This window comes from Streptosporangium fragile (assembly GCF_039534445.1).
In the GTDB taxonomy this organism is placed as follows: Bacteria; Actinomycetota; Actinomycetes; order Streptosporangiales; family Streptosporangiaceae; genus Streptosporangium; species Streptosporangium fragile.
Genome location: NZ_BAAAVI010000069.1, coordinates 25,459 through 45,267, shown reverse-complemented (window position 1 = coordinate 45,267; position 19,809 = coordinate 25,459). Strand labels below are relative to the sequence as shown.

19 protein-coding genes are annotated in these 19,809 nt (G+C 73.6%); 5 read left to right on the top strand and 14 right to left on the bottom strand.

What is annotated here, in order from left to right; all coding sequences use genetic code 11:
- Positions 1-369: 369 nt before the first annotated feature.
- From cobA to ABD841_RS32790, 4 genes are all read right to left on the bottom strand, one after another.
- Positions 370-1,602 carry a uroporphyrinogen-III C-methyltransferase gene (gene cobA / locus ABD841_RS32805; RefSeq protein ID WP_344979897.1) on the bottom strand — a complete coding sequence of 411 codons (1,233 nt, stop codon included), beginning with the start codon at positions 1,600-1,602 and terminating at the stop codon, positions 370-372.
- A 154-nt stretch (positions 1,603-1,756) separates the two neighbouring features.
- Positions 1,757-2,839: a nicotinate-nucleotide--dimethylbenzimidazole phosphoribosyltransferase gene (gene cobT, locus ABD841_RS32800; protein WP_344979895.1), complete on the bottom strand. Its 1,083-nt coding sequence runs from the start codon at positions 2,837-2,839 to the stop codon at positions 1,757-1,759.
- A gap of 61 nt (positions 2,840-2,900) precedes the next feature.
- On the bottom strand, positions 2,901-3,728 hold the full coding sequence (locus tag ABD841_RS32795; protein ID WP_344979893.1) for a sirohydrochlorin chelatase: 828 nt from the start codon (positions 3,726-3,728) through the stop codon (positions 2,901-2,903).
- A 287-nt stretch (positions 3,729-4,015) separates the two neighbouring features.
- Positions 4,016-4,915, bottom strand: a complete 900-nt coding sequence (locus ABD841_RS32790; RefSeq protein ID WP_344979891.1) for a GNAT family N-acetyltransferase — start codon at positions 4,913-4,915, stop codon at positions 4,016-4,018.
- 123 nt (positions 4,916-5,038) lie between these two features.
- Here ABD841_RS32790 and ABD841_RS32785 point away from each other — a divergent pair, with 123 nt between their 5' ends.
- The gene (locus ABD841_RS32785; protein ID WP_344979889.1) at positions 5,039-5,464 is read left to right on the top strand and encodes a DUF2795 domain-containing protein; all 426 of its coding nucleotides are present in this window, start codon (positions 5,039-5,041) and stop codon (positions 5,462-5,464) included.
- Positions 5,465-5,510: 46 nt separating this feature from the next.
- Here ABD841_RS32785 and ABD841_RS32780 read toward each other — a convergent pair whose 3' ends face one another.
- Genes ABD841_RS32780 through ABD841_RS32770 form a run of 3 tightly spaced genes read right to left on the bottom strand, consistent with a single transcriptional unit; the run spans position 5,511 to position 8,382 of the window.
- A complete protein-coding gene (locus ABD841_RS32780) occupies positions 5,511-6,176 on the bottom strand; it encodes a LutC/YkgG family protein (RefSeq protein WP_344979887.1) in 666 nt (221 codons plus the stop codon).
- The gene (locus tag ABD841_RS32775) at positions 6,173-7,582 is read right to left on the bottom strand and encodes a lactate utilization protein B (RefSeq protein ID WP_344979885.1); all 1,410 of its coding nucleotides are present in this window, start codon (positions 7,580-7,582) and stop codon (positions 6,173-6,175) included. Before ABD841_RS32775 ends, ABD841_RS32780 begins: the two co-directional genes overlap by 4 nt.
- A complete protein-coding gene (locus ABD841_RS32770) occupies positions 7,579-8,382 on the bottom strand; it encodes a (Fe-S)-binding protein (protein ID WP_344979883.1) in 804 nt (267 codons plus the stop codon). The genes ABD841_RS32775 and ABD841_RS32770 overlap by 4 nt, the downstream gene beginning before the upstream one ends.
- A 69-nt stretch (positions 8,383-8,451) precedes the next feature.
- Between ABD841_RS32770 and ABD841_RS32765 the strand changes: the two genes are divergently transcribed.
- On the top strand, positions 8,452-9,195 hold the full coding sequence (locus ABD841_RS32765) for a FadR/GntR family transcriptional regulator (RefSeq protein WP_344979881.1): 744 nt from the start codon (positions 8,452-8,454) through the stop codon (positions 9,193-9,195).
- On the opposite strand, the gene ABD841_RS32760 is transcribed toward ABD841_RS32765, so the two are convergent.
- Positions 9,145-10,716, bottom strand: a complete 1,572-nt coding sequence (locus tag ABD841_RS32760) for a sulfatase family protein (protein ID WP_344979879.1) — start codon at positions 10,714-10,716, stop codon at positions 9,145-9,147. The two genes, ABD841_RS32765 and ABD841_RS32760, sit on opposite strands and share 51 nt — an antisense overlap.
- 111 nt (positions 10,717-10,827) lie before the next feature.
- Here ABD841_RS32760 and ABD841_RS32755 point away from each other — a divergent pair, with 111 nt between their 5' ends.
- Positions 10,828-11,847 carry an LLM class F420-dependent oxidoreductase gene (locus tag ABD841_RS32755; protein WP_344979877.1) on the top strand — a complete coding sequence of 340 codons (1,020 nt, stop codon included), beginning with the start codon at positions 10,828-10,830 and terminating at the stop codon, positions 11,845-11,847.
- Between the two features lie 123 nt (positions 11,848-11,970).
- Here ABD841_RS32755 and ABD841_RS32750 read toward each other — a convergent pair whose 3' ends face one another.
- The 4 genes from ABD841_RS32750 to ABD841_RS32735 form a co-directional block, all read right to left on the bottom strand.
- Positions 11,971-13,053 carry a hypothetical protein gene (locus ABD841_RS32750; protein ID WP_344979875.1) on the bottom strand — a complete coding sequence of 361 codons (1,083 nt, stop codon included), beginning with the start codon at positions 13,051-13,053 and terminating at the stop codon, positions 11,971-11,973.
- The gene (locus ABD841_RS32745) at positions 13,050-13,553 is read right to left on the bottom strand and encodes an RNA polymerase sigma factor (RefSeq protein ID WP_344979873.1); all 504 of its coding nucleotides are present in this window, start codon (positions 13,551-13,553) and stop codon (positions 13,050-13,052) included. The genes ABD841_RS32750 and ABD841_RS32745 overlap by 4 nt, the downstream gene beginning before the upstream one ends.
- Before the next feature lie 307 nt (positions 13,554-13,860).
- Complete coding sequence (locus ABD841_RS32740) at positions 13,861-15,948, bottom strand: FtsX-like permease family protein (RefSeq protein WP_344979871.1); 2,088 nt, start codon at positions 15,946-15,948, stop codon at positions 13,861-13,863.
- Positions 15,945-16,772, bottom strand: coding sequence for an ABC transporter ATP-binding protein (locus tag ABD841_RS32735; protein ID WP_344979869.1), 828 nt, complete (start codon positions 16,770-16,772; stop codon positions 15,945-15,947). The genes ABD841_RS32740 and ABD841_RS32735 overlap by 4 nt, the downstream gene beginning before the upstream one ends.
- Positions 16,773-16,987: 215 nt before the next feature.
- Between ABD841_RS32735 and ABD841_RS32730 the strand changes: the two genes are divergently transcribed.
- Both ABD841_RS32730 and ABD841_RS32725 read left to right on the top strand, forming a co-directional pair.
- Positions 16,988-17,638 (top strand): response regulator transcription factor, encoded by a 651-nt coding sequence (locus ABD841_RS32730; protein WP_344979867.1) that lies wholly within the window; start codon positions 16,988-16,990, stop codon positions 17,636-17,638.
- A gap of 66 nt (positions 17,639-17,704) precedes the next feature.
- Positions 17,705-18,511 carry a DUF4328 domain-containing protein gene (locus ABD841_RS32725; RefSeq protein WP_344979865.1) on the top strand — a complete coding sequence of 269 codons (807 nt, stop codon included), beginning with the start codon at positions 17,705-17,707 and terminating at the stop codon, positions 18,509-18,511.
- A 97-nt stretch (positions 18,512-18,608) separates the two neighbouring features.
- Here the strand turns inward: ABD841_RS32725 and ABD841_RS32720 are convergent, their stop codons facing one another.
- Both ABD841_RS32720 and ABD841_RS32715 read right to left on the bottom strand, forming a co-directional pair.
- Positions 18,609-18,875 carry a DUF6504 family protein gene (locus ABD841_RS32720; RefSeq protein WP_344979863.1) on the bottom strand — a complete coding sequence of 89 codons (267 nt, stop codon included), beginning with the start codon at positions 18,873-18,875 and terminating at the stop codon, positions 18,609-18,611.
- 70 nt (positions 18,876-18,945) lie between these two features.
- Positions 18,946-19,809 (bottom strand): GntR family transcriptional regulator (locus tag ABD841_RS32715; protein ID WP_344979861.1); only part of this gene is annotated, 864 nt, incomplete at its 5' end.

Here is a 19,809-nt window from a genome sequence, read left to right as displayed (position 1 = left end):
CCCCGGCCTCGGGGCCGGGGCGCCGGGCTGCCGTATTCGGCCGCGCGGGAGCGCCGGGATTACCACGTGAAGCAGCCCCCGGATCAGGCCGCGACACCGCCGGGCCGGGCCGCGCGGGAGCGCCGGGATCCGGCCGCGGGACGCCCGGGTGGGGCCGGGAGGCGGCACCGGGCGGCCCGTCGGCGGTGACCCGGGGGCGGGCGCGGACGGAGGCGGCGTCGTCGTCGGGGCGGATGACGCCGAAGGCGACCGTCTGCTCGCCGGGGGACTCGGCGTCGTCCGGCAGCGTGTCGTCGGACGGCTCCTGGGAACTGCCGGAGAATCGAGGATCACGGTCCCCTGGATGAGGGGGCCTGTTGGCAGCCGATTTCACGGTACCCGCTCCGCTCGAACCATCTCGACCTCCTGGCCGACCTTGACGACATCGCCGACGATCACGATCGCAGGTGGCCGAATCCCAGCCGCGCTCACCCGATCCGCCACGGTGGAGAGCGTGGCGGAAAGAGCTCGCTGGGTGGGAAGAGTACCGTCCTGTACCACCATTACGGGAGTTTCCGGCGAACGTCCGTCGCGGATCAGCGTTTCGGCGATCACGCCGATTCGTTCGACGGCCATCATGAGCACCAGGGTGCCACCGGATCTCGCCAGGCCGGGCCAGTCGACGGTGGAGTTCTCGTCACCCGGCGGGACGTGCACGGAGACCACGTGGAACTCCTGGCTCACGCCCCGGTGCGTGACCGGTACGTTCGCCGCGGCGGGTACCGCGACGGGGCTGGTGATCCCGGGGACCACGATGACCGGGATACCCTCCCGGGCGCAGGCGAGCATCTCCTCACCGCCCCGGCCGAAGACGAACGGGTCGCCGCCTTTGAGCCGGACGACGAACTTGCCCTGCTTCGCGTGCTGGATCAGCAGCTCGTTGATCTTCTCCTGGGCCAGGTAGCGGCCGTAGGGAATCTTGGCGGCGTCGATCAGCTCCACGTCCGGGGACAGCTCGTCGAGCAGGGCCCGGGGGGCGAGACGGTCGGCCACGACCACGTCGGCCTGGGCGAGCAGCTGCCTGCCACGTACCGTGATCAGCCCCGGGTCGCCGGGGCCGCCGCCGACAAGGGCGACGCCGACCGGCTTGGCGCGGTTGCGCCGGGCGCCGACCGTGCCGTCCCGGAGCGCGTCGACGACGGCGTCCCTGATTCCGGCCGCCCGCCGGGGGTCGCCCCCGGCCGTGACCGCCACGCTGATCTCGTCCACCTTGCCGCTGGCGGGGGTCCAGGCCGCCGAGGCGTCCTTGTCGTCCGCGCGCACGCACCAGATCCGCTTGGCCTCGGCCTCCGCCGCCACCGCGGCGTTGACGGCGCGGTCGTCGGTGCAGGCCTGGACCAGCCAGGCCCCGTCCACGTCTCCGACCTGGTACGGTCTGGCCTCCCAGGTCACGCGGCCGCTCGCGATGAGGTCGTCGAGGGCGTGCGTGACACTCGTCGAGACGATGGTGACCAGGGCACCGGCGTCGAGCAGCGCCGGGACCCGTCGCTGGGCGACGCGTCCACCGCCCACGACGAGCACCCGCCGCCCGGAGAGACGCAGACCGAGCAGGTAGGGCGACATGGCGGAAGATCTCCCGTTCGCGAAGAATTGTGAAGCATGGCGTGCTAAGAGGTAAACCTACCGGCTGACAGCGCCTTCTTTGCTGCCCCCTTGTCAACAGGGGAAAAGCGCAGGCGGGCCGCACCCGACCGGCTCGGCCCCGGCCTTCCGCAGGTCAGGCCTCCTTGTCGGTCACCCCGGCGGAATCGAAGGTCGCCACCTCGTGCATCGCCCTGACCGCGGCGCAGACCAGCGGGTGGGCGAGCAGGCCGCCGGTGCCCTCCCCGAGCCTGAGCTCCAACTCGACCATGGGCCGCAGGCCGAGGTGGTCGAGCACGACGGCGTGACCGGGTTCGGCCGAGCGATGCCCGGCCACGCAGTGGTCGATGGCGGCCGGCGCCAGGGCCGCCGCCGCGAGAGCCGCCGATCCCGCGATGACGCCGTCCAGGATGACCGGCACCCCGCAGGCCGCCCCGCCCAGGATGAAGCCGGCGATCGCCGCGTGCTCCAGGCCGCCGACCGCGGCCAGCGTCTCCAGGGCGGGCGCCCGGGAGGGGCCGCCCTCCGCGCCGACCAGCCCGTTCGCCCGCAGGGCCTCGCGGACCACGCCGATCTTGCGCTCCAGGGTCTCGTCGTCGGCGCCGGTGCCCCTGCCGGTCGCCGCCGCGGCGTCGTGCCCGGTGAACGCGCAGATCAGCGCCGCGGAAGCGGTGGTGTTGGCGATGCCCATGTCACCGGTGACGAGGCAGCGGGCCCCCTCTCCCACGAGGTCGCGCGCCACGGTGATGCCGACCTCCAGAGCGGCGGTCGCCTGCTCGACGGTCATCGCCGGTCCGCGGGACATGTCGGCGGTTCCGTACGCGACCTTGCTGATCCTCAGGCCGGGCGCGGGGTCGAGATCGGCGGCGACGCCCACGTCCACGACCGTCACCGAGGCGCCGACCTGGGCGGCGAAGGCATTGGCGACGGCGCCGCCGGCGAGGAAGTTGCCGACCATCTGCAGGGTGACCTCCTGCGGCCACGGGCTCACCCCGCGGGCGTGCACGCCGTGGTCGGCGGCGAAGATCGCCAGAGCCGGCGGCACCGGGAGCGGCGGAGGGCTGACCGCCGAGGCGCCGGCCAGCCGCACCGCGACGTCCTCCAGGGCCCCCAGAGCCCCGCGGGGCTTGGTCAGGCGGTCCTGGTGGGCGCGGGCCTCGGCGATGGCCGCCGCGTCGGCGGGACGAATCTCCGCGATGGTCTGCTCAACGATGGTCATGCGATCCAGTGTCCCCCGGAAACGATGTTTCAGGGAGTTTCGGCGAAAGGTCACGCCGAAGTCACCAGGCGATGCCGCTGAGCGCCTCCTCGTAGCGGTCGATGACCACGTCGGCCAGGCCCTCGCAGTCGCCGATGACGTCGGCGCAGCGGACGTCCAGCTCCGCGTGGCCCGCGGCGTAGGCCATGGCCTGCGCCCAGACGCGGTCGAGCACGCCACCGGCGAACAGCAGGTAGGGCACGACGATCACGCGTTTGGCGCCGAGGCGCCGGCAGCGTTCGATGCCCCCGGGGACACCCGGGGGCGTGAGGGAGACGAAGGCCGTCTCCACGGTCATGTACTCGGGGGCGTGGGTCTCCCAGAACAGGCGGGAGACCCGGTGCACGTCGGCGTTGGTCTCGGGGTTGGTGGAGCCGTCACCGACCAGGACGATGGCGGTCTCGCCGATCTCGATGCGCTCGGGCTCGTCGTCGAGCGACCCGGCGGCGGCGGGCACCAGCCGGAGGCTGGCGACCTCGGCGGCGGCGTCGGCCAGGCGCTCGGCGAGCAGCGCGAGGACGCGCGGGTCGGAGCCGAGCGGGCGGCCGTAGTCGCAGGTGAGCATGGGGTGCTTCTCCTGCTCGCGCGCTATGGCGGAGGGGATGTCGGCGCCGAGCCAGACGTCGCCCGCGAGGTTCATCGGCTGGACCACCATCCGGTGGTGGCCGCGCGCGACCAGCGAGGCGACGGAGTCGCTGAGGCGCGGCTTGGCCTTGGCGATGTAGCCGCCGGAGACGTCGGCCGCCGCCTGGTCCAACCGGCAGCGGAGCCGATGGACGAACCTACCGAATTCAGCGGATCCGCTGTCATCGTTCGAGCCCTGCCCGATGAGCAGCAGCGGCGGTTTCATGGAAACAGGACTCCAATGACCTTGACCTGGGGATACGCAGTGGCGACTCGCGAGGATATCCGATAATGCCACGGCATGGGCAGGTAACGGACAGGTAAATTCACGCGATTTCCGGCCGGGCGGCCGAGGCGGATCATGAATGGCGGGTGCCGGACCGGTTCCGTACGGCGTTCGCCCCCGCGGCGGCGGCCGGCCGGAAACACCGGTGGCCGACGGGGAGAACCGCCGGCCGATCGAGATCGGCGACGGTCAGCCGGGGATCGGCGGTCGGCCGGAAGCGCCGGTGATCAGGCGGGCGGGTGGTCCGTCGGGAGGCCTGGATCGCATGCCCCGGCACGCTGGCCGCGCTCGCGGAAGAGGTCCAGCACGGTCCGCTCCCGGTCGCGCGCGTTCCGGTCCACGCGTTCCGGTTCCGGTCCCGGTTCCGGGCCCGCGCTCCGGTCCGTCCGTTCCGGTTCCGGGCCCGCGCTCCGGTCCGTCCGTTCCGGTTCCGGGCCCGTGCTCCGGTCCGTCCGTTCCGGTTCCGGGCCCGTGCTCCGGTCCACGCGTTCCGGTTCCGGGCCCGCGGCCCGGCCCGTCCGGGCCGTCCGGGCCGTCCGGGCCGTCGCCTCGCCGGGCGCCGGGACACGACGGGTCCGGGCGGTCGCCGCCGCATCCGCTCTGAGCATGCCGAACACCACGACGTCGTGCGGCCCGTCGTCCGCCATCTCGGCGGCGCGCAGTACGCCCTCCCTGACGAACCCGGCTTTCTCCGCGACCCGCAGGGAGGCGATGTTGTCCACGTCGGCGCGGAGCTCGATCCGGTGGAGCCCGGTGGTCTCGAACACCCAGCGCACCACGCCGCCCACGGCCTCGGGGGCGAAGCCGCGTCCCCGGTACAGCGGGTGGACCCCGTAACCGATCTCGGTCGTCCCGGCGCCCCAGAGGGTCTTGAAGAGGCTCACCGCGCCCACGACGAGCCCGTCCGCCTCCACGGCCAGATGCACGCCCTGACCGGAGCGGCGCAGTTCGTGCACGCCGTGGGAGAGCCACCGGGAGATCCCGGACGGGTGGCCGGGCACACCGGGCGGCAGGAACCTGTGGCGTGCCTCGATCACCGCGCGGATGCGGTCGGCGTCCCCGGACGCGAAGGGCCGGATCGTCAGTCGTTCCGTGCGGATCTGCGGATCAGGCAGGAAAGTGGTCACGCGTTCCCCCAACCGGCAGACCGAAAAAGCGCTGTCCAAGCTCATCCCAGCCGGGGCCGCCCGCGCAAGCCGATGTTTGTCCGCGGCAAGGGGGGTAAGGCCCCTGGTCCGGAGGAGAAAGGGATGACGATCATGGAACGGGGAAGTGACAAGCACGGCCGGCTCCTGGACGAGCAGCAGAAGCACGAGACCCAGGGGATCGTCCAGGGCGGGGGCACCAGTCACGCCGAGGAGTGGAAGGAACCCGAGCCCATGCCCGCCCCGGGCGAGGAGGAACTGGCCTCGGGGCCGCGCCCGCCGGCGCACGAGCCGGGCTCCCCGGAGGGGATGAGCCCCGAGGACGTGGACCGCCGCAGCAACCTGGCCAGGTGGATCAGCGGCGTCCACGCGTTCCCCGCCGACCGGGCGACCCTATTGGCCCGCGCGGAGTCCCAGTCGGCGCCCGATCCGGTGCTCTCCGCCGTCCGGTCGCTGCCGGACCGGACCTTCGAGAACATGGAGGACGTGGCGGAGGCGCTCGGCTTCGGCGGCGCGGAGCAGCGGGACTAGCCTCCGGCCCCGGAGCCGGGCGCCCCGGGGCTGGGGCGGAGCCGGGTCAGCGGACGATGATCACCTCGAGGGTGCGCGGGCCGTGCACGCCCTCGACCCGGTTCAGCTCGATGTCGCTGGTCGCCGAGGGACCGCTGATCCAGGTCAGGGGCCTGGCCGGGTCGAGCCGGGCGACGGCCTCGGGGACCCCCATGACGATCTGGTCGGACCGCACGACGCACAGGTGGTAGTCGGGCACCAGGGTCAGCGCGCGGCGGCCCTGCCCCGGCCCGGCGTCCAGGACGATCGTCCCGGTCTCCGCGATGCCCACCGCGCACCCGGTGATCACCCCGTCGACCGCGTCCAGATCCGCCGCGGTGAGCGGCGGGTCGTCGGCGACCGGCTCGTCGGGGACCCACTCGGGTGGCAGGCCGTCCGGGGCGACCAGCCGGACGGCACCCTGCCGGGCCGTGGCGGCCCTGATCGTCGCGACGACCTCGGACTCCCCCACCACGTGCACGACGGCCCGGTAGTCGGCCACCCGCTCGGCGAACAGCTCCACCACGTCGTCTCCCGCCGCCTGGGACGTCCGGTAGGAGCGGGTGATCCCGGCGTCGGGGGCTCCGGCGACGGCCGCGCGGATCCTCGACAGGATCCGCTCCCTGCTGTTCGCGCTCGTCCGCGCGCCGACCGCGGCCGCGGGCCGGGGGTCGGCGGGTGCTCCGGCGGTCATCGGGCTCCTCCGTCCGTACGGTTCCACCAGTCGCGGAAGGACTCGGCGGGGATGTCGGGGATGTCACGGGTGTCGGTCCAGGCCGAGAGGGGGCGGGGCAGGCGCCCGGGGACGAACCTGCGCAGGCGCCCGCCGAGGCGCTGGGCGCGCGCCAGCCGGGCGGGGCGGTTGAAGACCCACCCCGCGGCGCGCATGCCCAGGCGTTCGGCACGCGCGTGGCGGACCTTGCCGCGCAGGTGCACCAGCACCTCGGGGATGTCGATGGCGACCGGGCACGCCTCGAAGCAGGCGCCGCAGAGGGTCGAGGCGTAGGGCAGCGACGCGTCGATCGCGGAGGCCGTGCCGCGCAGCTGCGGGGTGAGGATCGCGCCGATCGGGCCGGGGTAGACGGAGCCGTACGCGTGCCCGCCCGCGCGCTCGTAGACCGGGCAGACGTTCAGACAGGCCGAGCAGCGGATGCACCGCAGCGCCTGGCGGCCGACCTCGTCGGCCAGCACGTCCGTCCGGCCGTTGTCGAGCAGCACCAGGTGGAACTCCTGGCCCTCGGTCGCGCCGGTCCAGGTGGAGGTGTAGGGATTCATCCGCTCGCCGGTGGAGCTCCTGGGCAGCAACTGGAGGAAGACCTCCAGGTCCTGCCAGGTCGGCAGCAGCTTCTCGATGCCGACCACGCTGATCAGCGTCTCGGGCAGGGTCAGGCACATGCGGCCGTTGCCCTCGGACTCCAGGACGACGAGCGTCCCGGTCTCGGCGATCATGAAGTTGGCGCCGGAGATCGCGACCTTGGTGGACAGGAAGCGTTCGCGCAGGTGGAGCCGGGCCGCCTCGGCGAGGGCGCGGGGCTCGTCGGTCAGGTCCTCGGGGGCCGCGCGGCCCCAGGCGGCCATCTTGTCCCGGAAGATCTCGCGGATCTCCGAGCGGTTGCGGTGGATCGCGGGGACCAGGATGTGCGAGGGCCAGTCGTCGCCGAGCTGGACGATCAGCTCGGCCAGGTCGGTCTCGTAGGCGGTGATGCCCTCCTCCTGGAGCGCCTCGTTGAGGCCGATCTCCTGGGTGGCCATCGACTTGACCTTGACCACGCTGGTCTCGCCGGTCGCCTTGACGAGGTCGGCGACGATCCGGTTGGCCTCCTTCGCGTCGGACGCCCAGTGGACGTGGCCGCCCGCCGCGGTGACCGCCTCCTCCAGCTGGACGAGGTAGCGGTCGAGGTTGCGCAGGGTGTGGTCCTTGATCTCCTTGCCCGCCCGCCGCAGCTCGGCCCAGTCGGGCAGCTCGCCGACCACGGCGGCCCGCTTGCCGCGGATGGTGTGGGTGGCCTTGCGGAGGTTGAACCTGAGCTGGGAGTCCTGCACGGCCGCCGCGGCGTTGCGCGGGAAGGCGGGCATGCCGAGGAAGGTGGCGCCGCTCATCGGGTGGCCTCCGTGGCGGCGAGGATCTCGGCGAGGTGCATGATGCGGACTCCGGTGCGCTGGCGCTTGAGGGTGCCGCCGATGTGCATCAGGCAGGAGTTGTCGGCGGCGCACAGCACCTCGGCGCCGGTGCTCGTGACGTTGCGCACCTTGTCGGCGCACATGGCGGCGGAGATCGCCGGGTTCTTCACCGCGAAGGTGCCGCCGAAGCCGCAGCACTCCTCGGCGCCGGGCAGCGGGACCAGTTCCAGGCCCCTGACCTCCCGCAGCAGGCGGGTGGGGCGGTCGCCCAGGTGGAGGCCCCTCAGGGAGTGGCAGGTCGGGTGGTAGGTGACCCGGTGCGGGAAGTAGGCGCCGACGTCGGTGACGCCGAGCACGTCGATGAGGAACTCGGACAGGTCGTAGACCTTCGGCACCATCTCGGCGACCTCCCCGGCGAAGGAGCGGGGCTCGTCCGCGGGGGCGAGGGCGCCGGTGATGACGCCCGCGGGCCCGGCGGACCCGGTCGCCCCCGCCGACGCGGTGCGGGCCAGCCGCGGGTACTGCTCGCGGACCATCGCGGCGCACGAACCCGACGGGGCCACGACCGCGTCGTAGGAGGCGAAGACGTCCACGAAGTGCCGGGCGAGCCGCCTGCCCTCCTCGGGGTATCCCGTGTTGACGTGCATCTGACCGCAGCAGGTCTGCGCCTGCGGGAACTCGACGTCGCAGCCGAGGCGGCGCAGCAGCGTGACGACGGCCTGCCCGGTACCGGGGAACAGCGTGTCGTTCACGCATGTGATGAAGAGGGCGACGCGCACGGCGCTCCTTCCGTTATATGGTCCGACCACAGTATGGTCTGACCATATTCCCCCACAAGAGGAGGGCCCTTGAGCGGCTGGCAGCCGGTCCGGCGCACCCGGGCGTTCGAAGACGTGCTCGCCCAGATCGAGCGGCGGATCGCGGGTGACGGGCTCACGGTCGGCGACCGCCTGCCCGGCGAACGCCAGCTCGCCGAGCAGCTCCAGGTCAGCCGTTCGTCGGTGCGCGAGGCCATGCGCGTCCTGGAGACGCTGGGTGTGGTCTCGTCGCAGGTCGGGCGGGGGCCCGACGCGGGCGCGGTGCTCATCTCCAGGCCCGCGGGGGCCCTGACCGACCTGCTCAGGCTTCACCTCGGGCTGGCGAGCCTCTCACTGGAGGAGGTCGTCGACGCCCGGTTGATGATCGAGAAGTGGTCGGCCGCGCACGCCGCCCGGCACGGCGCCGACCTGTCGGCCCTGACCGCCGCCCTGGAGCGGATGGGGGAGGCGGCGACGGCCGAGGAGTTCGTCGAGCACGACACCGCCTTCCACGTGGCCATCGCCGAGGCCTCCGGCAACCGGCTGACCGCCGCCATGATGCGCTCGCTGCGCGACTCGCTCCGCCGCTACGCGGTCGAGGCCGTCGAGCGTCTCGGCGACACGACCGGGCTGATGGCCGACCACCGCCGGATCTACCGGGCGATCGCCGCCGGGGACGCGGCGGAGGCCTCGGCCGCCGTCGAGGAGCACCTCCACCGCGCCTATCCGGGCATCTCACGCCCGCTACGGAACGAGGACCGGGGACCCGGCGGGCAGCTCGGGCACCGCGGGTAGCGCGGGCTCGGCGGGCACCACCGGCGCCGCCGGCTCGGCGGGCACCAGAGGCACCAGGGGCACCGCGGGGAGTACGGGCGGGGCGACGGAGTCGGCCGAGCGGCAACCGGCGCCCGAGCAGGAGGCGAGCGCGTCGAGCTGCCGGTCGAACTCGGCGATCACGGAGGGCGGGACCTTGGCCGCGAGGTTGCGCAGCTGGTAGGGGTCGCTCGCGTTGTCGTACAGCTGGTACTCCCCGGTGGTGTACCGGACGAAGGTGTGGCGGGCGGTGCGCATGCCCCGGTAGGCGGGGACCGGGGTCTGGCGGGCCGAGCCCGGGTCGGCCGGGCGGTTGAACTCCAGCAGCACGTTCTGGCGCCACGGTGTGGGCGTACCGCCCCGCAGGAGCGGGAGCAGGGAACGGCCCTCGGCGAAGTCGGGCGGGCGCACCCCGGCGATCTCGGCGAAGGTCGGGGCCAGGTCGACCGTGGCGGCCAGGTCGCCGACGACGCGGCCGGGCTGCACGCCGGGCCCGCGGACCAGCAGCGGCACCCTGATCGCCTCGTCGAACGGGGTGGTCTTGCCCTGCGCGAGGCGATGCTGACCCAGATGGAACCCGTTATCGGAGCCGAAAAAGATATACGTTTCGTCGAGCTTCCCGGAGGCACGGAGCGTCTCGACCAGGGCGCCGACCATGTCGTCCACGCCGAGCATGGCGCGCAGCCGCCTGCGGTAGCGCTCGTCGATCTTCTCGATGGCCCGCGGGCCGAGCCTGGGGAGCGACCTCAGCCAGAGGGGCTCGTCGGCGACGTCCTCCTGGTTGAAGGACGGCGGGCGCGGGGCCACGGCGTCGGCGAAGGCCTGGCTGTGGCGGGGGGCGTGGTTGGCCGGGTTGTGCGGGGCGATCGGGGCGAGGTAGAGGAAGAACGGGTCGGTGCCCGGCTGGGAGACGAACGCCTGGGCCTTCCGGCTGAGGACGTCGGCCAGGTAGTCCTGTTCCAGGGAGCCGTAGTCGCGCAGCACGCCGTTCTCGTTGAGCGTGTAGTCGTACTCGCCGTAGAGGTTGCGCACCGGGACGTCCCACTCGTCCCAGCCCGGCGGCACGTGCGTGGGCGGGGCGGCGCCGCCCGGGTAGTGGTTGAGGTATTTGCCCATCAGGCCGGTGCGGTAGCCGGCCGACTTCATCCACGTCCCGATCGTGGAACGTTCCAGACCCGAGGCGTAGAACCTGGTGAACCCTCCCTCGGGGGCGGTGTTGGTCAGCACGCCGTGACTGTGGACGTACTGGGACCGCATGATCGTCGCACGCGAGGGGCAGCACCAGGAGTTGGTCACGAAGAACCGGTCGAAACCGGTTCCACCACGGGCCAGCAGGTTGTGGATATTCGGAAATCTCTGCAGATCACCCGCTTCCAGATCGTCGACCAGGATGAACAGAATGTTGGGTCGCTCGGCGGCATATGCCACGGTCGTGACCGTCCCCGACGCGGCGAGAGCCAGAAGTAACACCAGGGAGAGGACCTTGCGAACGGCGTTGGGCACAACTGCACGCTTCCCTGTCGGCTGAATTTCGACACCTCACACTCGACCGGCCAATATAGAACGTGTTCTAATTGCGCGAGGCGTAGACGACGCACACTCCAGGAGGCCCCCGTGAGCACCGACCTGAAACTCGGTCTGAACCTCGGCTACTGGCAGCGGAACGCCGACGACGCCACCGGACTCGTCCAGGCCGCGGAACGGCTGGGATACGAGTCCGTCTGGACCGCGGAAGCCTACGGTAGCGATGCCTTCACCCCGCTGGCCTGGTACGGCGCGCGGACGTCCCGGATCAAGCTCGGCACGTCCGTGGTGCAGATCTCGGCCAGGACCCCGGCGGCGACCGCGATGACCGCGATGACCCTGGACCACCTCACCGGCGGGCGGCTGATGCTCGGCATCGGCGCGTCCGGGCCCCAGGTGGTCGAGGGCTGGTACGGCATGCCGTTCCCCAAGCCCCTGGCGCGCACCCGCGAGTACGTGGAGATCATGCGCAGGATCTGGCGCCGGGAGGAGCCGGTGACCAACGACGGCGACCACTACCCGCTCCCCTACCCGGGCGGCGCGAACCTCGGCAAGCCGCTGAAGCTGATCACCCACCCGCTGCGCGACGACATCCCCCTCTACCTCGGCGCGGAGGGCCCGAAGAACGTCGCGCTCGCCGCGGAGATCGCCGACGGCTGGCTGCCGCTGTTCGTGTTCCCGGAGAAGATCGAGCAGATGTACGGGCCGTCGCTCGCCGGCGCCGGGCCGGACTTCGACATCGCGGCCATGGTCATGACGCTGGTCACCGACGACGTCCGGGCGGCGCTGGACGGGGTCAAGATGATGCTGACCCTCTACATCGGCGGCATGGGCGCCAAGAGCCGCAACTTCCACGCCGACATCATCGGCAGGATGGGGTACGCCGAGGCCGCACGGGAGATCCAGGCGCTCTACCTGGCCGGGCGCAGGGACGAGGCGTTCAACGCGATCCCGGACGAGCTCGCCGACGGCATCTCCCTGGTCGGCCCGGTGGGCCGCATCCGCGAGCGCCTGGAGCTGTGGCGCAAGAGCCCGGTGACGAGCCTGCTGGTCATGGGCCCCCGCGATGAGGAGTCCCTGCGGACGGTCCGGGACCTCGTCCTGGGCTGACGGCCGGGACACGGCGGGCGCCCCCGGCGGGATGGCCTTGGGCAGGCGGGCCCGGTGTCCTCACCGGGCCCGCCGCCCCCACCGGGGGCGTCCGGGCGCGCTCACCGAGCGCGGATCAGCGGATCAGGGGCGGGCACCGAGCTTCCCGACCCAGCCGGAGGACTCGTAGGCCACCTTCAGCCCCTTCCGGGCGGGGATGAACACGGCACGGTCGGCGGTGCGGGGCTCCTCGTCCGGGCCGTTGTACTCGAAGGCGAGCAGGCTCGCCCCCGACTCGTCGACGATCAGGCGGATGTCCCCGCCGGCCGTGGTGACGGCGACGCCGGTGCGGCCGAGCGGGTCCTTGACCCCCCGCTCCAGGGTGATCCCCGGCTGGTCCGCGAGAACCCGCAGCACGGCGGAGCGCGCGGCGGGGGTCGCCGGGGACGACAGGATGTGGCGGGCGGCGTCGAAGACGAAGACCGGGAACGAGCCCCCCTGGTGGGCCGAGCGCAGCCACTGCTCCATCCCGCGGACGTCACCGGGCAGGTTCCGCTCGTCGTCCAGGGTCAGACTTTTCTTGCCGATCCCCGTCTTCAGGATCATTCCCGAGAACTCCTGCGTCTTCGGGTCCGGCCACAGGGACGGGGAACCCTTCGCCTTCCAGGCGGCCTCGTCGGCCTTCTCGGCGAAGGTCACCTCGACGTCCTGGTTGGAGGAGCTCCGCCCGCCGCGGCCGTCGTACCAGACCTCGCCGGTGTGGGCGACGACGGCACCGGAATCGGTGGGCTCGAAGGTACGGGTGCGCTCGTACCAGTAGCGGCCGGTGAGCGCGGTCTGGCCGGCCACGGTCTCCGCGCCCGCCAGCAGGAACGTCCGGGCGTCCAGTGTCGCGGTCACCGGCGCGGCGGACCGGACGGGCTCCGCCAGGGACGGGGTCGCGTCACCGCCCGGCCCGCCCAGCACCGCCGTGCCCGTCGTCGCGGCCGGGATCACCGTGACGGCCGCCAGTCCCGCGAGCGCGCCGGCCACCAGCAGCCGCGGCACCATGGGTGAGCGGGAGGCCAGGCGCGACCACGGCGCGGCGAGACGGGAAAGCACGGTACTCCGGGGAGACGGGGCCTCGGCGAAGGCACGGGCGAGATCGGCGTCGCGGCGACGCCGGTAGGCGTCGTCGAGGAGGCCGTCGGGGCGCAACGCGCGGACGCGCTCGTCGATGTCGTTCATGATTGCTCCTGCAGGGTGATCGGGGTGAGGTCGAGTGCCCGGGCGAGACGGCGGCGGGCGCGGTACAGGCGGACCGTGAAGGCGCGGGCGGAACAGCCCGCGAGCTTGGCGGCGTCGGCCGGGGCGAGGCCGTACCAGCTGGCGAGGATCACGGCCTCGGCGTCCGGCTCGGAGAGCCCGGCGAGTGCGGCGAGAGCCGCCTCGCGCTCGGCGACCTGCTCGGCCACGTCGCCCGCCGGGGTCAGTTCGGCCAGCCGCTCGGCCAGCGCCTGCCGCCGCAGGCCGGAGCGCCGCTGCTCGCGCAGCAGGTTGCGGGCGATGCCGAGCAGCCACGGCAGTGGCGTCTCCGGCAGCCGGTCGAAGCGCCGCCAGGCGATCAGAAAGGTTTCACTCGCGATGTCCTCGGCCGCCTGTCGCTCGGCACGCAGCAGCGCGTAGCCGAGCACGCTGCGGTAGTGCCGGTCGTACAGCGCGGTGAATCGCGCTTTGGGGTCGTCCACACCCAGTAGTGCCTTTCGCGGTCCCCCGATCACCGGCCGGACGGAAAAAATTATCCGGCACGTCCCTCGGCTCGCGGCGGGAGGTCCGGAGCGGCGGCGTGCTGCTCGCGCTCGCCCTGCTCGGCGGCATGGTGATCCTGCCGGGCGGCATGCCCCCGGGCGTCCGGATCCGGCCGTGGGAAACCCCGGGCGAGAGGTGTGCGCCCGCCGCCCGGGGTTCCGGCACCCACGGTAACGACCCCTCCACAGATTTACAACTATCCCTACTTGTTGAAGGGGTATTTCGGGGACGGCTCCGGCTCGGTGGTCAGTCCGGCCGGGGCGCCGGATCTGCGGTGACGGAGCGGAGAAGCGGGGCGGTCGCCGCCCCCGCGCCGACCACACCGGCGAACCCGAGGACGACGCAGACCAGCAGGGTGATCGCGCCCGTCACGTTCATCGCGGCGACCGCGAGCGGCAGGGCGCAGAAGACGCCGACCGCGATGGCCCCGCCACCCATGACCGTCAGCGGGATGAGCGTCTCGGCGCGGCGCGCCCGGTCCAGGACCTCAAGGGGCGTGCCCGCCAGCCGGAGCAGCGCGTACGTCTGCCTGCGGTCGAGGATCGACGAGGCCGCGGTGATCCCCGCGCTGGCGACGGCGACGAGGAACGAGACCGTGAGCACGATGACGGTGCCGGTGCCAATGTCGTCGAGGATCTGGTGGGTGAACCGCTCCTCGTCCGCGAGCGACGTCGCGACGCGCCCGGGTACCAGCCCCTCCAGCGCCGTACGGGCCCGGTCCACCAGCGCCGCGTCCACCGGCGCCCCGCCCGGCTGCCCCGGTGGGGCCGCCCCTGAGGACGTCTGCCCCGGTGAGGCTTGTCCCGGAACCCCCGAGGCGGGGGCCTTCGCGGGAGCGCGGTTGCCGGGGACCGATCCGCCCGCGGGGCCGGGACGGCCCACGGAGACGGTGATCAGCTTCCGGTCGCCGTCTCCCCCGGCCTTGACCGTGGCGAGGACCCCGGCCGCGGACAGGCGCTCGCGTGCCTCGGCGGCCAGGCTGGCCGCCTGGGCGGCGGGCGCGGACAGGCGCAGCTCGGCGCGGGGACTGTCCGTCGTGAGGCTGCCGGGGGTGAGGAAGCCGATGAACCCGGCCACGAACCCGGTCATGGCCACCCCGCTCACGGTCCGCCAGGCGGCCCGGGGATCATCGACCAGGCGGCGCCCGGCCAGCAGGCGGGCGGGGGTCCGGGCGACACCGGCGGTGATCCGGCCGATCATGCCGACGACCCATGGTCCGACCAGATTGACGCACAGGAAGGCCAGCCCGATGACCAGGGCGATCACCCCCGCGCCGCTGCCCGCGACGAGCGCCGGGACCGCCGCGAGGACGGCGAGCAGCACGACGACCCGGACGAAGCGCAGGGCCGGCGGGGTCTCCCGCTTGGCGACGCCGAGCGGGCTGACCACCACGCGGCGCAGGCCGACCACGGCCGACACCCCCACGAGCAGCGGCACGGCCACCAGCACGGCGAGCACGGGCAGGACGCCGGGCCACAGATCGGCGAGGAACCAGGAGCCCCCGGCGATCTCGATCCGCATGAGCAGCGGGGTAAGCAGCCCGTACAGGACCGCCCCCAGCAGCGCGCCGCCGAACGCGGTGATCACGGCCTCGGCGACGGTCATCGCGACCACCTGGCCGGGCGACGCGCCGACCAGCCGGAGCGCGGCCAGTCGCTGGTCGCGGCGGGCGACGGTGAGCCGGGCCGCCGCGCCCCCGAACACCAGCAGTGGCACGACCATGAGCACGCTCGCGATCAGGCCGAGCGCCCGGTAACCCTCCGCGTCATTCGTCGCCTTCCCCCGGAAGTCCGCGATGCGGGTGGGCGCGACGCCGGTGCGCGGGTCGGCCGACGCGTCGGCCCGCAGCACCGGGGATTCGGCCGCCTGCCCGCGGACCGCGAGCAGCTCGCCCGGGTGGACGAGCCCCTCGTCCCCGACCGTCCCGCCGCGCCTGCCCGGGAAGCGGGCGGCGAGTTGGTCGGCCGGGAGCTCGCCGGCGAGCTCGGCCAGCGCCGGGGAGAGCCAGACCTCCCCCGGCGCGGGGAAGCGGTCCAGGCCGGGCGGCGGGGGTGCCCCCGGCCCGAGCGCCGCGAGATCCACGACGGTGATCTGCCGGTCGCGCACGTAGTCCTTGCGGACGGCCTCGATCGCGACGGCCCCGCCGGTGGCCGCGACCGGGTTGCGCCACGCCTCCCGGTCGGCCCGGCCCTGGAAGCCGAGGTTGGCCACGACGGCGAAGAGCAGCAGCGCGGTGGAGACCGCCACCGCCACCGCGGTCAGGCCCGCCCCCAGCAGGCCACGGCGGCCCCCGCCGCGCAGCAGCCGCCAGCTCAGGCCCGGCAGCCCGCTCATCCCGCCGCCCCCGGGACCGCGCGGGGCACCGTCGCCGAACCACCCGAGCGGCCCGCCGCCTCCGGCCCTCCCGCACGGGTCACCGCCTCCGGCCCGCCCGCACGGGTCACCGCCCCCGGCCCGCCCTCGCCGGTCACCGCCTCTCGCCCGCCCATGCCGGGGCGGGGCAGGATACGGCCGTCGCGGACCTCGACCACCCGGTCGCACCAGCGGGCCACCTCGGGGTCGTGGGTGACGACGACCAGCGAGGCGCCGTTGTGCCGGGTGGCGTCGGCCAGCAGGCGCATCGTGTCGTGGCCGGTGGCCTGGTCGAGCGCGCCGGTCGGCTCGTCGGCGAAGACGACCGCGGGCCGGGTGACCAGCGCGCGGGCGATCGCCACCCGCTGCGCCTGGCCGCCGGAGAGCTCCCCGGGCCGGCGCCCCTCCATGCCGGCCAGGCCGAGCGGCGCGAACCACTCGCGCGACTGCCGCACGGCGTCGGCCCGCGAGACGCCACCGAGCATGAGCGGGAGGGCGACGTTCTCGTCGGCCGGGAGCTCGGGCAGGAGCTGGCCGAACTGGAACACGAACCCGAAACGCGTGCGGCGCAGGGCGCTGCGCTCCCGTTCGCCCATCGTGTCGATGCGGCGGCCGAGCAGGCGGACCTCCCCCGCGTCCGGCCTCATGATCCCGGCGAGGCAGTGCAACAGAGTCGACTTGCCCGACCCGCTCGGCCCCATGATCGCCACCGCCTCGCCGCCGTGGACCGCCAGCCCCACGCCGTCCAGCGCCACGGTCGGGCCGAAACGCTTGGCCAGCCCGAATCCCTCAAGGACAACACTCATGCGGAGACCCTCCCGCGTGGGGGCGGGCCGCCGGATCAGCCGACCGTCCCTTCGCACCGGGACGGACTCGGCCGAAAGGCCGATCCCGCGTCCGCCCCGGGGGCACCGGCCACCCGCGAGCACCGCGTCAACCACCCGCGGGTACCGCCTCCCCCGCCTCCGTATCGGCCGCAAGCAGGATCACGGCCCGGCGCGGGGCTGGCAGAATCGGCCGGGTGACAATTCGGGTGCTCATCGCCGACGACCAGGAACTGGTGCGGACCGGTTTCCAGATGATTCTGGACGCTCAGCAGGACATCGAGGTCGTGGCGACCGCCGCGAACGGGGCCGAGGCCGTCGAGCAGGCGCGCAGGCTCCGGCCGGACGTCTGCCTCCTGGACATCCGGATGCCCAAGCTGGACGGTCTGGAGGCCACCCGGCTCCTGGCCGGCCCCGGGGTGCCCGACCCGGTGAGGGTGGTCATCGTCACCACCTTCGACCTGGACGAGTACGTCTACGGGGCGCTGCGCGCGGGGGCGACCGGTTTCCTGCTCAAGGACAGCGGGCCGACGCTGCTCATCGAGGCGATCCGGGCCGCGGCGGCCGGCGACGCGCTGGTCTCGCCTTCGGTGACCGTGCGCCTGCTCGAACACCTGGCCCACCCCCGGGCCGCCGCCGCCCGGCCGCCGAGCGAACCGCTCACCGAGCGCGAACTGGACGTCGTGCGCCTGGTCGCCAGGGGCCGGACCAACCAGGAGGTGGCCGCCGAGCTGTTCGTCTCCCTGTCCACGGTCAAGACGCACCTGGGCAGCATCCAGCTGAAGCTGGGCGCCAGGAACCGGGTGGAGATCGCGGCCTGGGCCTGGGAGTCCGGCATCGTGGGCTGATTAGCCGGAGAGCTGACGGGATAGAAGAAAGGCAGATCCTTCAGCGCATGCCGGGGGGAGAGATACATGCGCTCTATCCCGTCTCCACAGAAAAAGGCAGCTTCGGCCGTTTACCTGACCCTCGCCGCGCTGGTGTTCGCGCTCGCCGCACTGGTGGTGTTCGAGGCCGCGCGCGGCCGGCGCCTGGTTCTGGAGGTGTCCGAGATGGGCGGCGACCCCCACGCCCCCGGCGCCCAGGCCGTCGTCGGCGCCGTCACCGTCTTCGCCGTCCTGATCATGCTCGTCGCGGCGACCGCGGTGGCCGCCGCCGTCGCGTACCTGAACTGGCTGCTGCGCGCCCGGCGCGGCGCCTACCGGTCTCGGAGCCCGGTGGCCCCGGTGCTCGCGGGCTGGTTCGCGCCGGTGGCCAACCTGGTCGTCCCCGCCGTGCTGGTCGACCGGCTCTGGCTGGCCTCGCGCCCGCCGGCGGGCCGCCGCCCGCGCTGGCTGGCGCTGCTGGCCGCCTGGTGGCTGAGCTGGCTGACCGCGCTCGCGCTGGTCCTGGCACGGCTCTGGCCCGGCGGGGCCCACGGGAGCGCCGAGCTCACCGGCATCGGCCCGGCCGAGCTGGCCGCCGTCACGGTCGCCGCCCTGCTGTGCGCGGCGACCGTCCGGGAGATCACCGTGATCCAGACCGCGAGCGCCCGGCACCGCCGCCGGGGCCCGGCGGCCCGCACCGCGCCGGAGTCCTCGCCGGAGACGGCCCCGCCGGCCCGCCGCGGCGCCCTGCGCCTGCTGCCGGCCCGGCCCTTCCTGTGGCAGGCCCCCGGGGACGTCTCGCGGGGCACCCCCGATCAGAACGGGGCGGAGCGGGTCTCTTCGGCAAACCACTGACCGGCTCACCGGTGCGCCGTCGGCCCGCCGACGGTCGAGAGACCACGGACGCGCCCCGGGTGACCGCCCTGCTCGCCCGACCGGACGAGGCCCGGACTCAGTCCCACGCCCTGATGAGCAGCCAGCCCTCGCCGGCGGTGTCGAAGCGGAGCTCGTAGGTGCCGGCCCGGCCGCCGGGGTCGGCTTCGAGCCGCCAGAAGCGGCGCTCACCGGGGTCGCTGTCGGAGATCTTCCACCACTCGCGCGCGATCACCCAGTGATCGAGGATCCGGCGGACGGTGTAGAGCCGATCGCGCCAGACGAACTGGACGGGTTGTCCCTCGCGGCTCCACACCTCGATCGGGTCGCCGTAAAGTCTGCTCAACGCGCCTTCTCCCGCGGCTCTCGGACGATCACCCGGGGGAAGACGGGTCTGGGATATCGAACATACGTTCTTACGGCACCGAGCGCAAGTCCCCCATCTGTCGCACGAGTGGATTGGCGTCCACCGAGTTGCGGATGCTGAAGGTCACGCTGCCCGCGCGGTAACGGTCGTCGGACCACTCGACGGGCCGGCCCTCGTGGGTGGTGGTGACCCGGCGCTGACGCAGCAGCGGGCTGCCCCGCCGCACGCCCAGCAGCCGGGAGTCCTGGACACTCGCCGCCACCGCGTCGATGAGATGCTCGCCGTAGGCGAAGACGAGCCCGACGTCGTCGTAGAGCGCCTGGGTGACCGACTCGCAGTCGGGCTCGACGCGCTCGACGGCCGGGGCGATCCAGCCGGCGTAGACCGTCCGCTCCAGCATGACCGGCTCGCCGTCGAGGGAGCGCAGCCGGAGCACCGCCAGAACCGGTTCGCCCGGCTGGAGCGCCAGCCGTACCGCCTCGGTGGGGGTCGCGGCCCTGCGGTGCCGCTCCAGCACCCGCCCGCTGACCCGGTACCCCATCGCCCGCGCCCACTGGGCGAAGCTGTGCAGCTCGGCGAAGCTCTGGCTGCGCTCGCGGCCGAGCACGATGCGCCTGGCCCCCTGCCGCGACCCGACCAGACCCTCGCTGGCGAGCACCGCGACCGCCTGGCGGACCGTGCCGCGGGACGCCGCGAAGCGGGCGGCGAGCTCGGCCTCGGAGGGCAGCTGCGCGCCGACGGCGTACTCCCCGCGAGTGATCGCGTCGCGCAGCTCCGCCGCGATGCGCACGTAGCGGGCCGTCACCACCACCGCCACCACCCCCGTACGGACCCCGCCCGGACCGGCCGCCCCGGCGTCTGAAGAACCGCCCCTCCCGACGCCGGGCGGGCCGGCCCGCCCGGCGTCGGACAG

Coding starts and splice junctions, on each gene's coding strand:
- cobA (WP_344979897.1), bottom strand. CDS start 1,602: ATGTCGCCCTACCTGCTCGGTCTGCGTCTCTCCGGGCGGCGGGTGCTC.
- cobT (WP_344979895.1), bottom strand. CDS start 2,839: ATGACCATCGTTGAGCAGACCATCGCGGAGATTCGTCCCGCCGACGCG.
- ABD841_RS32795 (WP_344979893.1), bottom strand. CDS start 3,728: ATGAAACCGCCGCTGCTGCTCATCGGGCAGGGCTCGAACGATGACAGC.
- ABD841_RS32785 (WP_344979889.1), top strand. CDS start 5,039: ATGACGATCATGGAACGGGGAAGTGACAAGCACGGCCGGCTCCTGGAC.
- ABD841_RS32780 (WP_344979887.1), bottom strand. CDS start 6,176: ATGACCGCCGGAGCACCCGCCGACCCCCGGCCCGCGGCCGCGGTCGGC.
- ABD841_RS32775 (WP_344979885.1), bottom strand. CDS start 7,582: ATGAGCGGCGCCACCTTCCTCGGCATGCCCGCCTTCCCGCGCAACGCC.
- ABD841_RS32750 (WP_344979875.1), bottom strand. CDS start 13,053: ATGAACGACATCGACGAGCGCGTCCGCGCGTTGCGCCCCGACGGCCTC.
- ABD841_RS32740 (WP_344979871.1), bottom strand. CDS start 15,948: ATGAGCGGGCTGCCGGGCCTGAGCTGGCGGCTGCTGCGCGGCGGGGGC.
- ABD841_RS32735 (WP_344979869.1), bottom strand. CDS start 16,772: ATGAGTGTTGTCCTTGAGGGATTCGGGCTGGCCAAGCGTTTCGGCCCG.
- ABD841_RS32725 (WP_344979865.1), top strand. CDS start 17,705: ATGCGCTCTATCCCGTCTCCACAGAAAAAGGCAGCTTCGGCCGTTTAC.